This is a genomic window from Schaedlerella arabinosiphila (assembly GCF_003885045.1).
GTDB lineage: Bacteria > Bacillota > Clostridia > Lachnospirales > Lachnospiraceae > Schaedlerella > Schaedlerella arabinosiphila.
In genome coordinates this window covers 4,298,535-4,315,373 of sequence record NZ_RHJS01000002.1, presented here as the reverse complement: position 1 = coordinate 4,315,373, position 16,839 = coordinate 4,298,535, and the positions used below count along the sequence as shown (strand labels likewise).

Sequence of the window (16,839 nt, the reverse complement as noted above, 5' to 3'; positions counted from 1 at the left end):
CCATGAAAGAAGAACGATACCATCTGGCGTTGGATAAATATGATAAAAATATTGTCCTTAATGCCCTCAATACCCTGCGGACGCAGCAGATACAGGAGGAACGCCCCACCGAGCCTGTTGACGAGCTGATACGCAGGGTGGCATACGCCCCGACCAAGAAAGTAAAGGTCGCCCCATGCAAGTGCCATGAAGAACGGTGACGATTACAAAGTGAGCCTAATCCTCTCCCTGTTTGGCATTATCCCTGTCGTGTGGCTTGCCCTGCTGACTGCCCCTTATGTCAGCGGCGGCATTGTGGAGATTATAGAGAATCTATCCGTGGCAATCGAGAATCCGTTTTCCATAACGGTGTGTAAGGACAGCATAAGGACTGTCCTTATTTTTCTGCTTGCCTACGGCATGGGAATCGGCGTTTATTTCTCCACACGCAGGAACTACCGCAAAGGGGAGGAACACGGCTCTGCAAAATGGGGCAACGCAGGTACGCTCAATAAAAAGTACCGAGATAAAAACGCATCAGAAAACAAACTGCTGACCCAAAGCGTCCGCATCGGGCTTGACGGGAAGAAGCACAGGAGAAACTTAAATATCCTTGTGGTGGGCGGTTCTGGTGCAGGAAAGACCAGATTTTTTTGTAAGCCGAACGTGATGCAGTGCAACACCTCAATGGTAATCTTAGACCCGAAAGGCGAGATTGTCCGTGACACGGGCGGGCTTCTGGAAAAGAAAGGCTATGAGGTGCGTGTGCTTGATTTAATCAATATGCACAGAAGCCATTGCTACAATCCATTTGTGTATCTTCGGAATGATAACGATGTGCAGCGGCTTGTGACGAATCTTTTTAAGGCGACCACGCCGAAAGGAAGCCAGTCGCAAGACCCGTTCTGGGACACGGCGGCAAGTATGCTGCTCTTATCCCTTGTGTTCTATCTGAAATACGAAGCCCCGCCAGAGGAACAGAATTTCCCGATGGTGATGGAGCTGCTTCGTGCAGGGGAAGTCCGTGAGGACGACGACAGCTATGTAAGCCCGCTTGATGAACTGTTTGACCGTCTGGAAATGGTAAACCCAGAGCATATCGCCCTCAAATACTACCGTGATTACCACAGCGGGAGTGCCAAGACACTAAAGAGCATCCAGATAACCCTTGCCGCAAGGCTTGAAAAGTTCAATTTGGAAAGCCTTGCATCTTTGACCGCCACGGACGAGCTTGATTTGCCGTCTTTGGGCGAGAAGAAAGTCGCACTGTTCGCTCTGATACCAGACAACGACACCAGTTTTAATTTCCTTGTGTCACTATTATACACGCAGCTATTCCAACAATTATTTTACCTCGCCGACCATAAGTACGGCGGGAGCCTGCCTGTCCATTGCCAGTTCATCATGGATGAATTTGCGAACGTCAGTTTGCCCGATGACTTTGACAAGATACTGTCGGTCATGCGGTCAAGGGGCGTGTCCGTTTCGATTATCCTGCAAAATCTGGCACAGCTCAAAGCCCTGTTTGAGAAACAATGGGAAAGCATCGTCGGCAATGCCGATGAGTTCCTTTATCTGGGCGGCAACGAGCAGAGTACCCATAAGTTTGTGTCGGAGCTTTTAGGCAAGGCGACCATCGACACGAACACCTACGGGAAAAGCTCTGGACGGAGCGGCAACTATTCCACCAATTACCAGATTTCGGGGCGTGAGCTTTTAACCCCAGACGAAGTGCGTATGCTTGACAACCGATACGCACTTCTTTTTGTGCGTGGGGAACGCCCTGTCATGGATTTAAAGTATGACATCCTAAAACACCCGAATGTGAAACTGACCGCTGACGGAGGGAAGCCGCCGTATCTCCACGGCGAGCCGACACAGGCGGTCGCAACCCTTGTGTTTGACGATGCTTTGCTGATGGATGCAAAGAGCATGGAAACGGTCAGCACATCCTACGAGCTTCTGTCCGATGAGGACTTGGAAGAAATATTCAATTTATAAGGAGGATTTACCCTATGAAACTTTTTAAGAAGAATGAGAAGAAAGAAACCGTAAAACTGCCGATGGGAAGAAAAGCAAGAAAAGCGTTTGCCGTGTATGCCGCTTTAGTATGCTGCATGGTCTTTGGCACGACAACAGCTTTTGCCGCCAATGACCCGATTGCCGTGGTCAACAACCTGTCAAACTTTATCTTCGGTCTGATTAAGGCGGTCGGGATGATTATGCTCGGCTTCGGCATCGTGCAGGTGGGCTTGTCGCTGAAATCCCACGACCCGTCCCAGAGGGCGAACGGTTTTCTGACACTTGCAGGCGGCGTTGTGATTACTTTTGCAAAAGAGATTCTGACCCTCATCACAGGTTAAGGCAGAGTAAGGCAGCAGACAGAAACAATAGACTGATATAAGACAGGGATAGCGGGGGCAGATCCGCTCTGCGGAACTTGCCCCGCTATCCAATTTTAAGAACGGAGGTGGTCGAATGTCAGATAACTGGGTAGTCCAGAACTTGGAGAATGCCCTTAACACTTGGAATGGGAAGTTAGCCGAGATATGGCAGCTCATTACCCAATCCCCAGAGAACTTCAAAGGCGGTGCGATATGGAAAGTCATCGTTGACATCCACGGTGCATTGCAGGCAATCGGGCTTGCCCTGCTCGTGCTGTTCTTTGTCGTGGGCGTGATGCGTACCTGCGGCGACTTTGCAAGCGTAAAGAAGCCCGAACACGCATTGAAGTTGTTTATCCGCTTTGCACTTGCCAAAGGTGCGGTGACTTACGGCTTGGAGCTGATGATGGCACTGTTCCAGATAGTGCAGGGGGTAATTGGGGCGATTATGAAAGCCGCAGGCTTCGGCACGGCACAAAAGACGGTATTGCCGCAGGAGATAGTGACAGCCGTGGAGGACTGCGGCTTTTTTGAGAGCATTCCCCTATGGGCGGTTACGCTTATCGGCGGGCTGTTCATTACAGTGCTGTCGTTTATTATGATAATGTCGGTGTACGGCAGGTTTTTCAAACTGTACCTTTATACTGCCATCGCTCCCGTCCCTCTTTCCTCTTTTGCGGGAGAGCCGAGCCAGAGTGTAGGCAGGAGCTTCATCAAGAGCTATTGTGCCGTGTGCCTAGAGGGTGCGATTATCGTGCTTGCCTGTATCATCTTTTCGGTGTTTGCGGCTTCCCCGCCCGTCGTCAATCCCGATGCGGCAGCGGTCACAATGGTATGGGGTTATATCGGGGAACTGGTATTTAATATGCTCGTCCTTGTCGGTGCGGTTAAGATGGCAGACCGTGTTGTGCGTGAAATGATGGGCTTGTAAAAAAGGAAAGTGGGGACTGGCAAATGAATTTAAGCAAAGAAAAAATGTGGCGTTTAGCAGAGAGAGCCTTGAAGCGTACAAATGGGTATCAGCAAAACAGGGAATTGGGGAAGGAAAAAAACTATGGGCTGATGTATGTCCTTGCCAAAGGGAAGTATCCCCATGCCAAAGATGTAATAGCTGTTGCAGGATGTGAAGATGTTGCAATTCAGTTCAATCCGATTGCAGATAGTGGGGAAATTGACCTTTGGGGATTTAATTTCGAGCGTGACCTGTTTGAAAACCTGCAGGCAGGCTATGAGATTGCAGGCATGACATTGGACTGTCATGCGGGCGTATGGTATACCATTGAGGATTGGCATGATGGCGGCATAGAACATGAGAAAGGGATGCAGAAATATCTTGGATATTGTAAGCGGAACGGTATTACGAAAGAACGACTGGAAAAAAAGGTCGGGTATTTAGGTATGGATGTGATGGGTATTTATAACCCGAAATCGGAACGTACAATAAGCCATAAGGATTTGGAACGATAGGAGGTGTTTATGATTGGAAGTAAAGATAAATAAGGAAATCCGTAATTACACGGAGAGTATGTTTTTCGGGCTGTCGATGCGGCAGTTCCTTTTCTCTGTCCTTGCCTGCGGCGTGGCGGTGGGCTTGTTTTTCCTGCTCCGTGGCAGGTTCGGGATGGAAACCGTAAGCTGGATGTGCGTTCTGGGTGCTTCGCCCTTTGCGGTGATGGGATTTGTAAGGTACAACGGCATGACCGCAGAGCAGTTTGTGTGGGCGTGGATAAAATCGGAGTTCATTATGCCGAAGAAACTCCTGTTTGTGCCAGAGAATCTATATTACGAAGCGGTGAAGAACGCCATTGAAGCCCATGAAAAGGGAACGCCCGCCGTGCAGAAAAAGCGGAAGAAGCGGAAACGCAGGGCGAAAAGAAGCAGAAAAACGGGGGAAACAGAAAAGGCAGGAAAGAAGAATAAAAAAGTAAGGAAGCGTAAGGAGGTAGACCATGATTAAGACGCTCAGAAATCTGTTCAAGCAGGATAAGGAAAGGTTTGTCGTGCCGAAATCGGTGCAGGCGGTCATACCGTTAAAGACCATGTGGGAGGACGGCATTTTCCTCGTGGGCAGAAACAAATACGCAAAGACCTTTAAGTTTGAGGACATCAACTATGCCGTGGCGAGCCGTGAGGACAAGGAAGCCATGTTCCTTGAATACTCGGAGCTTCTCAATGCCCTCGACAGCGGGGCGACCACGAAAATCACCATCAACAACCGCAGGCTCAACAAGGCGGATTTTGAGCAGACCATCCTTATCCCGATGGCGGGGGACGAATTGGATAAATACCGTAAAGAGTATAACAAAATGCTGCTTGATAAGGCGACGGGGGCTAATTCTATCGTGCAGGATAAGTATGTGACAATCTCCGTCTGCAAGAAGAATATCGAGGAAGCGAGGAATTATTTTGCACGTGTGGGTGCTGACCTTATCGGGCATTTTAACCGTCTTGGCTCAAAGTGTACGGAACTGGATGCGGGTGACAAGCTGCGTATCTTCCATGATTTTTACCGCACAGGCGAAGAAACGGCGTTTTCCTTTGACATGGCACAGACCATGCGGAAAGGTCACGACTTCAAGGATTATATCTGCCCCGACTCTTTTGAGTTTGAAAAAGACTATTTCCGTATCGGCAACCGTTACGGGCGTGTGATTTTCCTGCGTGAGTATGCGGCATATATCAAGGACAGCATGGTGGCGGAGCTTTGTGAGCTGAACCGTAACATGATGCTCTCTGTTGATGTCGTCCCTGTCCCTACGGATGAAGCCGTAAGGGAAGTGGAGAATCGTCTTTTAGGTGTGGAAACCAATATCACGAACTGGCAGAGGAAACAGAACCAGAACAATAACTTTTCCGCTGTTATCCCCTATGATTTGGAGCAGCAGAGAAAGGAAAGCAAGGAGTTCCTCGATGATTTGACGACCCGCGACCAGAGGATGATGTTCGCCGTGCTTACGATGGTGCATACCGCAGACACCAAAGAGCAGCTTGACAATGATACGGAAGCATTACTCACGACAGCGAGAAAGCATCTCTGCCAGTTTGCCGTGCTTAAATTTCAGCAGATGGACGGTCTGAATACCGCCCTGCCGTTCGGCGTAAGGAAGATTGATGCCCTGCGTACCCTCACCACGGAGAGCCTTGCGGTATTTATCCCGTTCCGTGTGCAGGAAATCTACCATAAGGACGGCGTGTATTACGGTCAGAATGTAATCTCAAAAAACATGATTATTGCAAACCGCCGCCATCTTTTGAACGGCAATTCCTTTATCCTCGGCGTGTCTGGTGCGGGCAAGTCGTTCACGGCAAAGGAGGAAATGACGAACATCATTCTGACTGACCCTAACGCCGATGTCTTAGTAATAGACCCCGAACGAGAGTACGCCCCTCTTGTAAAGGCGATGCGGGGTGAGGTTATCCACATCTCGGCGACGAGCGAAAACCACATTAACGCTATGGATATGAACTCTGATTACGGCGACGGTGCAAACCCTGTCATCTTGAAATCAGAGTTTATTTTATCCCTCTGCGAGCAGCTTATCGGCGGGGCAAGCCTTGGGGCAAAGCAGAAATCCATCATTGACCGCTGTACGGCGAGTGTGTACCGCTATTATCAGCAGGGGAACTATATGGGGACGCCGCCGACTTTGCAGGACTTCCGTGAAGAGCTGTTAAAGCAGGATGAGCCAGAAGCACAGGAAATCGCCCTTGCGATTGAGCTTTTCACGGACGGCTCACTCAATACCTTTGCCAAGCATACCAACGTGGACACCCACAGCCGCCTTATCTGCTACGATATTTTGGATTTGGGTAAGCAGTTACAGCCTATCGGTATGCTTGTGGTGCTTGACAGCATCTTAAACCGCATCACCCAGAACAGGGCGAAAGGCAGGAACACATTTATCTTCATTGATGAAATTTATCTGCTGTTCCAGCATGAGTATTCCGCTAACTTCCTCTTTACCCTCTGGAAGCGTGTGCGTAAGTACGGGGCGTACTGTACTGGAATCACGCAGAACGTGGACGACCTGTTGCAGAGCCATACGGCGAGGACGATGCTTGCCAACTCTGAATTTATCATTATGCTGAACCAGGCATCCACAGACCGTATCGAGCTTGCGAAGCTCCTTAACATCTCCGATTTGCAGATGAGCTATATCACGAATGTCGGTGCGGGGCAGGGGCTTTTGAAAGTGGGCAGCTCCCTTGTGCCGTTCGTCAACAAGTTCCCACGCAATACGGAGCTGTATAAGCTGATGACGACGAAATTTGGGGAGGTGTAAATCTATGTCAGAGATAAGATTTCGCAATGCGGCTCACCGTGATTTCTTTTTGGAGAACATGATGAAATGCAGGGTAAACGACTGTTACCACAGGGCGTTTTTCTATGTGATGGGGATTGCGGGGGAAACAAGGCAGAACATCAACGCAATGTTTGACTTTAAGACGGACTGCATCAAGCCAGAGGGGATGCACGCAGGATGGCAGACAAGCGGCACGGTCAAGGTCTGCCACCTTGCCTTTAACCTCTGGAACGGTTACGCCGAGGAAGGGCGTGAGAAACTCTTTACACCAGAAGAATTGTTTTGCTGCGAGTTTGCCCCGTATTTCATGGAGGGCATCAAGGTTAGGTATCCCGAATATTGCAGGGATTTACCTGCCCCTAAGAAACAGACGGAGCATACACGGTAGAAATAAAGTTAAGAAAATGTCCAAGAAGCAGGGCAGAAATAAGGAAAGGAAATGCCTATGAATGTAAAAAACTATAAAACCATTCTCTGTATCGCCGCCGCTGTCGCTTTTTTAGGAGCGGCGGTTTTTTGCGGCTTTCAGATTTACAGCCATTACCAGCAGATAAACGAGCAGACCGAAGCCTTTGCGGAGATTGCAGAGGTCGTGGAGAATGCCGAGCCAGAGGAAGAACCGCCCAGAGATAAAGATACGCCTGTCAGCGAGGGCGAGGATATTCTTGCGAAATACAAAGAGCTGTATTTGCAGAATGAGGATATGGTCGGTTGGATTTCCATTGGTGGAACAACCATCAATTACCCCGTCATGCAGAGCAGGAACAACCCCAATTTCTATCTGAAGCACAGCTTTGAAAAGGAATACAGCGATTTGGGAGTGCCGTATATCCAAGAGGACTGCGACATTCTCACAAGCGACAATCTGATTATTTACGGACACCACATCAAAGGCGGCAGGATGTTCGGTGCATTGGAAGATTACAAATCTAAGGGCTTTTATGAGAAGCAAAAGACGATTCAATTTGATACCCTCACAGAGCAGGCGGAGTATGAAATCATTGCCGTGTTTAAGACGGTTGCGTACAGCTCACAGGGCTACCGCTACTATGATTTTGTCAATGCGGAAAATGAAAAAGAGTTTGATGCCTATGTCGGGAAGTGCAAAGAGCTTGCTTTGTATGATACGGGCGTGACCGCTGAATACGGTGATAAGCTCATTACCCTCTCCACCTGCGAATACTCCGCACAGAACGGCAGGCTCGTAGTCGTGGCGAAAAAGGCAGACTGACATGACCGCAAATCCTCTGGGAAAGGAGGTTTTGTATGGCTGACATTAAGACCAGAGATGCGGTCAAAGGCACGATAAAGACCCTTGATAAAGCCGCCATAGCAGGCAGACGCATGAAATCTGCTTACGCTAAGACAAAGGACAAGGCGGAACAGGGGTATTATGCAGAGGAAAATTCCCCTACGGAATATGCCGCTGACAAGGTTTCACATGCTTCGGGGCGTATAAAGGACGAGGGCATCCATCAATTCAATAAGCAGGGGCAGAAAAACGCCCAGATTACAAGAGAAAACATCGGTAAGGCGAAAGAAAAAATCGCCGATTTTAAGGCAAAACGGGTGAAGAAAGCCGCAGAGCAGAAAACAATGCGGAATAAAGCAGGACAAAACGCCATGCGTACAATGGGACAGGACGGCTTGCAGGAAATACAGGGGACTGCAAGCCGTCCCGCTGTTTCTGCCCCTGCCAAGACCGAAACGCCCCAGACGGCGGCAAACTCATTGATAAAGACCAGACAGCAGGGAAAGCGGACGATAAAGACGACCGCCAGAAATGCGGAAAAATCCGTCAAGACCACAGCCAAAGGCACAGTCAAGGCGACGGAAAAAGGCGTGAAAACTGCAAAGGCGACATCCAAGACAGTGATTAAGACCACAGAGCAGACCGCAAAGGCGGCACAGAAAACAGCAAAAGCATCTGCCAAAGCCGCCCAGAAAACAGCACAGACGACGAAAGCTACGGCAAAGGCGACAGCCGAAGCAACGAAAGCGACAGTCAGAGCCACCATTGTGGCGGTCAAGGCGATTATCGCAGGGACTAAGGCGTTGATTTCCGCACTTATTGCAGGCGGTTGGGTTGCCATTGTGATTATCCTTATCGTTGTCCTGCTTGGGTGTGCTGTTTCCTTGTTTGGGGGCGGCAGCGAAAGCACTTCCTATACCCCAGTCAGTGCGGAGGTGGAAGCCTACACGCCGCTGATACAGAAGTATGCGAAGCAGTACGGCATCCCCGAATATGTGGAGCTTATCAAAGCGGTGATGATGCAGGAATCTGGGGGAAAGGGCGGCGACCCGATGCAGGCGGCGGAGGGGAGCTTTAACAAAAAGTACCCCCATGAGCCGAACGGCATCAAAGACCCCGAATATTCCATTGAGTGCGGCGTGCAGGAATTAAAAGCCGCTCTCACATCAGCCGAAGTGGAAAGCCCGATTGACATGGAGCGTATCAAGCTCGCCTTGCAGGGTTACAACTTCGGCAATGGGTATATTTCATGGGCAAAGACCAAATACGGCGGCTATTCCTATGCAAATGCGGTGGAGTTTTCCGCAATGCAGGCACAGAGGTTAGGTTGGGAAAAATACGGCGACACACAGTACCCCGCCCATGTATTACGCTACTACCCATACGGACGGGCATTTACAAGCGGAGGAAACCAAGCCATTGTAGAGGTTGCCTTAACGCAGCTCGGCAACGAGGGTGGGCAGCCTTATTGGAGCTGGTACGGCTTTGGCGGGCGTGTGGAATGGTGCGCTTGCTTCGCATCGTGGTGTGCCGACCAGTGCGGCTATCTGGAAAGCGGCATTATCCCGAAATTCTCCCTCTGCTCGGACGGCGTGAACTGGTTCAAGGGCAAAGGACAGTGGCAGGACAAGAACTATGAGCCGCAGGCAGGCGACCTTATTTTCTTTGATTGGGGGAGCGACGGCTCAATCGACCATGTGGGAATCGTGGAGAAAAGCGAGAATGGCACGGTCTACACCGTGGAGGGCAATTCTGGGGATGCCTGCAAACAGCAGAGCTATCCAGTCGGGAGCGGCTCTATCTACGGTTACGGATGTCCAGCATATTAGGACAAGAGCAAAGGAAAATCAGAGATTAATTCTCTGGTTTCTTTTGCTTTACATACATAAATTCTTTCTTAGGATGAGTAGGAAAAAACAATTATATCTATTTTTTCCGTTTTGTGTTGCAATAATTTCAGTTGAATTAAAGAGAGATTTTTGATATAATCAAGACGGATTTTAAAAGGAATCTATAATTTAAGTAGGAGTAGTTTTGTTATATTTATAGGGAGGTGAAATTTGTTATGGCTCACCAGATGAAAAATAGCAAAGATAATGCAAAGTCCCATGCAGAATAGCGGAGATGCAACAGTCTGTATGGGATTCAAATAAAAATAGTTGCATCATCTGCTGGTTCTGCACTTTATTTAATAAATTAAGTAAAGGAGTGGACAGATATGAAATATATCAATGCAGCAGATGTGCTTCCAGAGAAGCTGTTAATAGAAGTTTTAAAATATGTAAATGGCGAGTTGCTTTATATCCCAATAATGAGAAATAAACATAAATGGGGTGAAAATAGTGGCTCTAGGATTTATTATCAAGAGCGGAATCAAAAGATTAAGTCTGATTACAAAGATGGAATGACTATGGGTCAAGTGGCGGAAAAATATAGTCTGTCATATGATTCCGTAAGAAAAATAATTAAAGCATAGAATAAGGAAAAGGATTTTACTGGTGAAGTAAAGTCCTTTTTTTATCGGAAAAAACAATTAAAACCATTCTGGGGACTTTGAGGATTAGAACCAGAAATATAAAATATAACAGTAATTTGAACAGCGATGTGCAAAAGAGTTTTGGTAATAAAAAGGAGGATAAGCAGATGGCTCACAATATTTATAATATGAGTGATAAAAGATATTCTGATTTGAAAAAGTCTATTTGTGGCAATCAGGATGTCGAGAAACTTGTAAAAAAGGCAGTCATGATAACAGGCAAAAAGGAAAAAGACATAAGAAATCTTGTATTAAAAGCTATGATTCAGATTGAAGCACAGACAGGAAATTCCGCCTTGGAGGTTTATGCAAAAGCAGTTAAAAACAGCACACCTCTATTTGACAGCACCTCTCAAACAAATAAAGAGCGTGCAGAAGCAATCGCATTGCGATGGATTATCAATTATTCTATGGAGGAATCTTTTGATTTGCGGCTAACAAGAAACATCGTTGATGCAGCTAATAATAAAGGGATTGTAGTAAGTAAAAAAAATGAATTTCTGGAGAAGTGTGCCAGAAACAAGAAATAGGAGGTAAATACTTTGAGTAAACGTGAATATCCGTTAGAACAAACAAGAAATATCGGTATTATGGCTCATATAGACGCAGGTAAAACAACTCTGACAGAACGCATTTTGTATTATACAGGTGTTAATTACAAAATCGGTGACACACATGAGGGAACGGCAACGATGGACTGGATGGAGCAGGAACAGGAAAGGGGTATTACAATAACTTCCGCTGCTACAACCTGTCATTGGACGCCTCAAAAATATAATCAGACTAAGGAAGATGCTTTAGAGCATAGAATCAACATTATTGATACACCGGGGCATGTTGATTTTACCATTGAGGTAGAACGTTCTTTGAGGGTATTAGATGGAGCAGTAGGTGTGTTTTGTGCCAAAGGCGGTGTTGAGCCACAATCAGAAAATGTATGGCGGCAGGCAGATACTTACAATGTGCCGAGAATGGCTTTCATTAACAAAATGGACATTTTAGGAGCAGATTTTTTTGGCACGGTAGAACAAATTGAAAATCGTCTTGGTAAAAATGCTGTTATTATACAGTTGCCAATAGGAAAGGAAGATGATTTTCAAGGGATTATAGATTTGTTTGAAATGAAAGCATATATCTATACGGATGAGAAAGGCGAAGATATTTCAGTTACAGATATACCTGAAGATATGAAAGAGGAGGCAAAGGAATATCATGAAAAAATGCTCGAAAAGATATGTGAGTTAGATGATGATTTAATGATGTCATATTTGGAAGATAATATTCCTTCCGAAGCGGAATTAAAAATTGCCTTGCGTAAGGGGACATGTAATTGCGAAGCCGTGCCTGTTTGTTGTGGTTCTGCATATAAAAATAAAGGTGTGCAGAAATTGTTGGATGCGATTATTGAATATATGCCAGCTCCAACAGATATTGCTGCTATGACTGGTACAGACATGGATGGAAACGAAATTATCAGAGAAATATCTGATGATGCGGCATTCTCCGCTTTGGTATTCAAAATTATGGTTGACCCATTTGTTGGGAAGATGGCATATTTCAGAGTTTATTCTGGAAGTATTAAATCGGGTTCCTATGTGCTGAATTCAACAAAAGATAAAAAGGAGCGTGTAGGGCGGCTTTTGCAGATGCACGCAAATAAACGCCAAGAGTTAGATGCAGTATATGCGGGTGATATTGCGGCTGTAATAGGATGTAAATATACAACGACGGGTGATACAATTTGTGACGAAAGTAAACCTATCATATTGGAGTCACTGGAAATTCCAGAACCTGTAATTGAGCTGGCAATAGAGCCAAAAACGAAAGCAAGTCAAGGGAAACTGATGGAAGCATTAGCAAAATTGGGTGAAGAAGACCCTACTTTCCAGACACATACAGATGCTACAACAGGACAAACAATTATAGCTGGTATGGGCGAATTGCAATTGGACGTTATGGTTGACCGACTGCTCCGTGAGTATAAAGTGGAAGCTAATGTAGGTGCGCCGCAAGTAGCCTATAAAGAAACGATTACAAAACAGGTAGATATAGATTGTAAATATGCAAAACAATCTGGTGGCAGAGGGCAATATGGTCATTGCAAAGTACGGTTTGAGCCAATGGATGTAAATGGTGAAGAATCTTATGAATTTGTATCGACTGTAGTTGGCGGCGCTATTCCAAAAGAATATATACCAGCAGTAGATGAAGGGATAAAAGAAGCTATGGGATGTGGAATGCTTGGCAATTATCCCGTCATAGGTATTAAAGCTAATGTATATGATGGTTCTTATCACGAAGTGGATTCTTCTGAAATGGCTTTTCATGTGGCAGGTTCAATGGCTTTGAAGAAAGCATTACAACAGGCAGATGCAATTTTGCTTGAGCCAGTTATGAGGATTGAGATTTTCGTCCCGACTGAAAATATGGGGGACGTAATAGGCGATATTACATCACGGAGAGGGCGTGTCGATGGAATGGATGATATTGGAACGGGAAAGAAGGTACGGGGGTTTGTGCCGCTGTCTGAAATGTTTGGATATGCAACGGATTTACGTTCAAGGACACAAGGAAGAGGAAGTTATTCTATGTTTTTTGACAGGTATGAGGCAGTTCCGAAGTCTATCCAGAGCAAAATTTTAGGTTTGAATAAACAAAAATGATGTGACAATGTGAAGCGTGTATTGTAAGAGAAATAATAAAATATACGCTTCACGATTTCTGAAAGCTTTGTTTGACAAAAAATTATAATTATGAAAAAAGAAAAATGGATATTATGCCCTATATGTGGTAAGCGATGCAAAAGAAACCGTATTGTAAAAAATGATCTGCTATGGTAATACTTCCATAACAGATCATTTCATCTTTTTCTGAATTCTACAGTATTCCGGGAGTTCCCTGGACCATGGCAGATATGGATCCAAAATACTTGGATCATTTTGATACTGGTAATCAATTTCCGGCATCTTTTCCAACAGATAAGACAGATATCGGAATACATCCAATTGATTCAATTTCGATGATTCTACCAGTGAATAGACAATCCCACTGGCTCTCGCCCCTTCCGGTGTGTCCGCAAACAGCCAGGATTTACGGCCGGTTGCAAAGGGACGTATACAGGCTTCGCACTCATTATTCGAAATCGGAAGCCTTCCATCCTCCATGAAGGTATTCAGATATTTTTTCTGGTTCCGGCTGTATTGCAGCGCCTTTTTCAAAGATTCGTTGGCAGTATATTTTTCGCTCGTTTCTTCTACCCATGACCAAAAAGCCTCAAGTACCGGCTGGCTCAGTTCTTTGCGTTTCTCCAGCCGCTCCTGCGGTTCTAGGCCCTGAATCTTTTTTTCGATTTTAAAAAGCTGGTCGCACCATTCTCGCGCCTCCGCTCCTTTGCTCCCCTTTAGCTCCTTTCCCGCAGAGTCCAGCGGGATGCTCTCTATATAGTAGCGACGCAGATGCGACCAGCACAGAGCCCGGCTGACTCCTTCTACTTTTTCGTAGCTGTCGCAGGCATCTGTTACCAGATATCCAGCAAATCCGGTATACAGCCGTTTTGCTTCTGCTCCGGAACGGGTCCTTGCATAGTGGAAGAGCACTGCGCGGATCTTTTCAAAGCTTCCGGTCCGCACCACCCACATGAAGGATTCGCTGCTGGCCTTCTTTCCCGGTTCCTTGTTGCATTGGATCCGGGTTTCGTCACCCATCAATACGGAGCAGGTCTCCATGATGACCTGGTGCATCCTCAGGAAGATCGGCTCCAGCCATTCCTGACTGCATCGGATCACCCAATGCGACATGGTGGAACGGTAGATACTAAGCCCAATGCGGTACCAGTCCCGCTCCTGCCTTGCCAGGGGGATTCCCATATCATATTTCTGGTATAGGATCCCTGCAACCAGGGATGGACTTGCGATCGAATGTGGGAGCAAACCTTTGGGGACTCTGGCCGCTACGAATGTGGGGGACAGCTTCTCACTGTCTTGGCTGCCGCATTTTGTACATTTTTTTATCTCCTGCACATACTGTTTTACTTTCAGCTTCGCTGGTTCATATACCACTTCGGTCCGTACTACTTTTTCTCCTACTTTTGTCAGTTGTGCACCGCATACAGGGCAGGTTTCTTCTTCACTTACTACGCAGCGTTCGATCTCTGTTTCAAGAGAAGAGAGCATTTCTGAGCGCACACCTGCCTGACGTACTTTCCGTGTATGCTCCGGTACTGTGATCTCTTTCTGTTGTTTTGCCAGTTCCTGCAGGAGCTGCTCCTGCTCCGGAAACAGGTTCAGCTGTCCTGTAACCTGGGTGGCCTCACTGGATGGGCCATACATCTTTTTACGCGCATGCAAAACTGCCTGGGTCAGGTTCTCGATCTGGATACGTTGTCTTTCGATCTGTGCATCCCGTTCTCCCAGCATCTTTTTCAGAGATTCCACCTGTTCCCGCAGTCTGGTTACTTCTTCCTGTTGTGCTGCTGTCTGCATGGCTCTTCCTCCCTCCCCGCATTTCCTTCATTTTAACATCTTTTTATGAAAAAATCAGCATTCCAGGCTTTTTTTTGACCTGAAAAATGCTGATTTTTTAAGGATAATCCGTGGGTTATCCGTCATTTTTTCTGCTCAGAAGCAGGTATCCTCCGGCTGTATCTTTACCGGCTTATGCGCATATTTCTGTTCAATAGACAGCCCCTCCAGGAGCCAGCGTACCTGCTGCGCAGTGATGTCTTTGATATCGTCAGGTGTCCTGGGCCATTGGAAACGCATGTCCGGCAGGAGCTTCTTTGTTGCCAGGAGGAATCCGTTTCCACCTTCAAAACGGAGTGCTTTCAGACAATCTCGTTTTTTATTGCAGAACAAAAATACACAGACCGGGGAATAGGGATCCAAATGGTATTTCAAAGTAACGAGGGCTGCGAGCCCCTCAATCTGTTTTCGAAAATCCGTCGCACCACAGGCGAGGAAGATATGTTCCGCCCCCTGGGTGATCATGCTCAGCATAGGGACTGCAGGAGCCGCAGTACTCCTGAAACCTGTCCCATATCTGCGTTTTTGTGGATGCCCACATGAAATTCGTGGTATCGGACCTCTAGGGAAAGGGATTCCGGTATCGTTGGCAATTCCTGGTGGAAGAGCGGGAGCTCTATGAAAGGCTGTTCTGCAACAGGAAAGGATTCTGGTTCGGTGTCCATCCTCCGGATCTTTTTCTCCCAGTATTTATAGGTATCATATTTGAAGTTGTTCTTCTCACACCACTTACGAACGGAGAGACCACTTTGGAGCCGCTGGCTAAAGATCATCCTCCATTCCTCATGGCTGTAATGTACATTCACTGACTGATTCCTCCTTCTGCTCTTTTAGAAGCAGTATAGCAGGGAAAGAGAGATTATGCACTACGGTAGGTTTTGAATCGCTTACCTATATGTGGCGGTAAGACCCGTGCCAAGATACGAGAAGATACAGAATTAAAAAAATATCCTCTTTTTTGCCCAAAATGTAAACAAGAAACATTGATTGATGTTAAGAATTTACAAATCAATATCATTAAAGAGCCAGACGCTTTAGACGCAGATGACCGTGTTATAATAGGGACAAGTTAGAGGAACCCAGTAAAATCAAGGGGTTGCACTAACTTGTCCCCTTATTTTTTTGCCATTAAAAGGGCAAACGGAATCACCGCATTTCTGGTTTCCGTCCGGGAGCCGTACATATATTGCTGGCCAGCAGTATGAAAGTCTGATAGCGATTAAAGCAACCATACCATCCTCTGGTGATGGATTTGAAGGTCCGAAGTCCTTATAAATGCTGACGGGTTGCAACGGGGGCGTTGTAATATTGGTTGACAGGTTTCGGCCGGGTTTAATGTGAACCGGGCGCCATGGGAGGGTTAAACCTGTGTTTCTGTACCATGGGAACAAATGAGATTTATTTACGGAAAGCCGGGGAACTTACAGCGCCCATATTGTTGTGATGGTTTTTTATAGATTAGCTTATCGTTTCGTTCGGAAACAAATATTTCTTTTTTACAGGGAAAGGCACGGGCCGGTGCGCCTGGGAGCGGTTCCTGTAAAATTCCATAGGGAAGTTCAGTAACAGAGAATCAGTGGCAGGTCCGGTCTGGGGTCGTTGAAAGGATAGGGAGCAGATGAAGAAGGATGTCAGAAAATTTAAGGTATATGAGCAGAGCGGCCATAATTATAAGCCGACGCCTACGATCACGTTAAAGGGGCTTTGGCTGGAGGAATTGGGCTTTGGGGCGGGGACGCTCCTGACGGTCCGGTGTGAGGAAGGGAAGCTGGTCATTGAGCCGAGGGAGTCGGTGGATTACATTGATGTGTTTGAGGAACAGCAGTTAAGCATGGTGGCAGAGAGGAAAGTGAGGTTTTGATAT

At 46.7% G+C, this 16,839-nt stretch carries 18 protein-coding genes; 15 read left to right on the top strand and 3 right to left on the bottom strand.

The window, feature by feature from the left end; translation table 11 throughout:
• Positions 1-2 precede the first annotated feature (2 nt).
• From EBB54_RS20465 to fusA, 13 genes are all read left to right on the top strand, one after another.
• Entirely contained in the window at positions 3-200 is a 198-nt protein-coding gene (locus EBB54_RS20465; RefSeq protein WP_125128767.1) for a hypothetical protein, read from the top strand.
• Positions 187-1,980, top strand: a complete 1,794-nt coding sequence (locus EBB54_RS20460; protein WP_125128766.1) for a VirD4-like conjugal transfer protein, CD1115 family — start codon at positions 187-189, stop codon at positions 1,978-1,980. The genes EBB54_RS20465 and EBB54_RS20460 overlap by 14 nt, the downstream gene beginning before the upstream one ends.
• Positions 1,981-1,994: 14 nt before the next feature.
• Positions 1,995-2,342, top strand: a complete 348-nt coding sequence (locus EBB54_RS20455) for a glutamyl-tRNA amidotransferase (RefSeq protein WP_125128765.1) — start codon at positions 1,995-1,997, stop codon at positions 2,340-2,342.
• 115 nt (positions 2,343-2,457) lie between these two features.
• Positions 2,458-3,294 carry a hypothetical protein gene (locus tag EBB54_RS20450; RefSeq protein WP_125128764.1) on the top strand — a complete coding sequence of 279 codons (837 nt, stop codon included), beginning with the start codon at positions 2,458-2,460 and terminating at the stop codon, positions 3,292-3,294.
• Between the two features lie 23 nt (positions 3,295-3,317).
• Entirely contained in the window at positions 3,318-3,830 is a 513-nt protein-coding gene (locus EBB54_RS20445) for a hypothetical protein (RefSeq protein WP_125128763.1), read from the top strand.
• Positions 3,831-3,843: 13 nt separating this feature from the next.
• Entirely contained in the window at positions 3,844-4,320 is a 477-nt protein-coding gene (locus tag EBB54_RS20440) for a PrgI family protein (protein ID WP_125128762.1), read from the top strand.
• A complete protein-coding gene (locus tag EBB54_RS20435) occupies positions 4,313-6,646 on the top strand; it encodes a VirB4-like conjugal transfer ATPase, CD1110 family (RefSeq protein ID WP_125128761.1) in 2,334 nt (777 codons plus the stop codon). The genes EBB54_RS20440 and EBB54_RS20435 overlap by 8 nt, the downstream gene beginning before the upstream one ends.
• Positions 6,647-6,650: 4 nt before the next feature.
• Positions 6,651-7,055 carry a DUF6075 family protein gene (locus EBB54_RS20430; protein ID WP_125128760.1) on the top strand — a complete coding sequence of 135 codons (405 nt, stop codon included), beginning with the start codon at positions 6,651-6,653 and terminating at the stop codon, positions 7,053-7,055.
• Positions 7,056-7,112: 57 nt separating this feature from the next.
• On the top strand, positions 7,113-7,898 hold the full coding sequence (gene srtB, locus EBB54_RS20425; RefSeq protein WP_125128759.1) for a class B sortase: 786 nt from the start codon (positions 7,113-7,115) through the stop codon (positions 7,896-7,898).
• A 35-nt stretch (positions 7,899-7,933) separates the two neighbouring features.
• A complete protein-coding gene (locus EBB54_RS20420) occupies positions 7,934-9,748 on the top strand; it encodes a lysozyme family protein (protein ID WP_125128758.1) in 1,815 nt (604 codons plus the stop codon).
• A 389-nt stretch (positions 9,749-10,137) separates the two neighbouring features.
• A complete protein-coding gene (locus EBB54_RS20415) occupies positions 10,138-10,395 on the top strand; it encodes a CD3324 family protein (RefSeq protein WP_125128757.1) in 258 nt (85 codons plus the stop codon).
• A 167-nt stretch (positions 10,396-10,562) separates the two neighbouring features.
• Positions 10,563-10,985 (top strand): uS7 family ribosomal protein, encoded by a 423-nt coding sequence (locus tag EBB54_RS20410; protein WP_125128756.1) that lies wholly within the window; start codon positions 10,563-10,565, stop codon positions 10,983-10,985.
• Between the two features lie 12 nt (positions 10,986-10,997).
• Positions 10,998-13,118 (top strand): elongation factor G, encoded by a 2,121-nt coding sequence (gene fusA / locus EBB54_RS20405; protein ID WP_125128755.1) that lies wholly within the window; start codon positions 10,998-11,000, stop codon positions 13,116-13,118.
• 192 nt (positions 13,119-13,310) lie between these two features.
• On the opposite strand, the gene tnpC is transcribed toward fusA, so the two are convergent.
• From tnpC to tnpA, 3 genes are all read right to left on the bottom strand, one after another.
• A complete protein-coding gene (tnpC, locus tag EBB54_RS20400) occupies positions 13,311-14,936 on the bottom strand; it encodes an IS66 family transposase (RefSeq protein WP_243127744.1) in 1,626 nt (541 codons plus the stop codon).
• Positions 14,937-15,071: 135 nt separating this feature from the next.
• Positions 15,072-15,449: an IS66 family insertion sequence element accessory protein TnpB gene (tnpB, locus tag EBB54_RS20395; protein WP_125128754.1), complete on the bottom strand. Its 378-nt coding sequence runs from the start codon at positions 15,447-15,449 to the stop codon at positions 15,072-15,074.
• Positions 15,443-15,781, bottom strand: a complete 339-nt coding sequence (tnpA, locus tag EBB54_RS20390) for an IS66 family insertion sequence element accessory protein TnpA (protein ID WP_125126868.1) — start codon at positions 15,779-15,781, stop codon at positions 15,443-15,445. Before tnpA ends, tnpB begins: the two co-directional genes overlap by 7 nt.
• Before the next feature lie 72 nt (positions 15,782-15,853).
• On the opposite strand from tnpA, the gene EBB54_RS20385 reads away from it, so the two are divergent.
• Together EBB54_RS20385 and EBB54_RS20380 are read left to right on the top strand one after the other, a co-directional pair.
• Positions 15,854-16,048, top strand: coding sequence for a cysteine-rich KTR domain-containing protein (locus EBB54_RS20385; protein ID WP_125128753.1), 195 nt, complete (start codon positions 15,854-15,856; stop codon positions 16,046-16,048).
• Positions 16,049-16,593: 545 nt separating this feature from the next.
• Entirely contained in the window at positions 16,594-16,836 is a 243-nt protein-coding gene (locus EBB54_RS20380; protein WP_103241726.1) for a SymE family type I addiction module toxin, read from the top strand.
• Positions 16,837-16,839 lie beyond the last annotated feature (3 nt).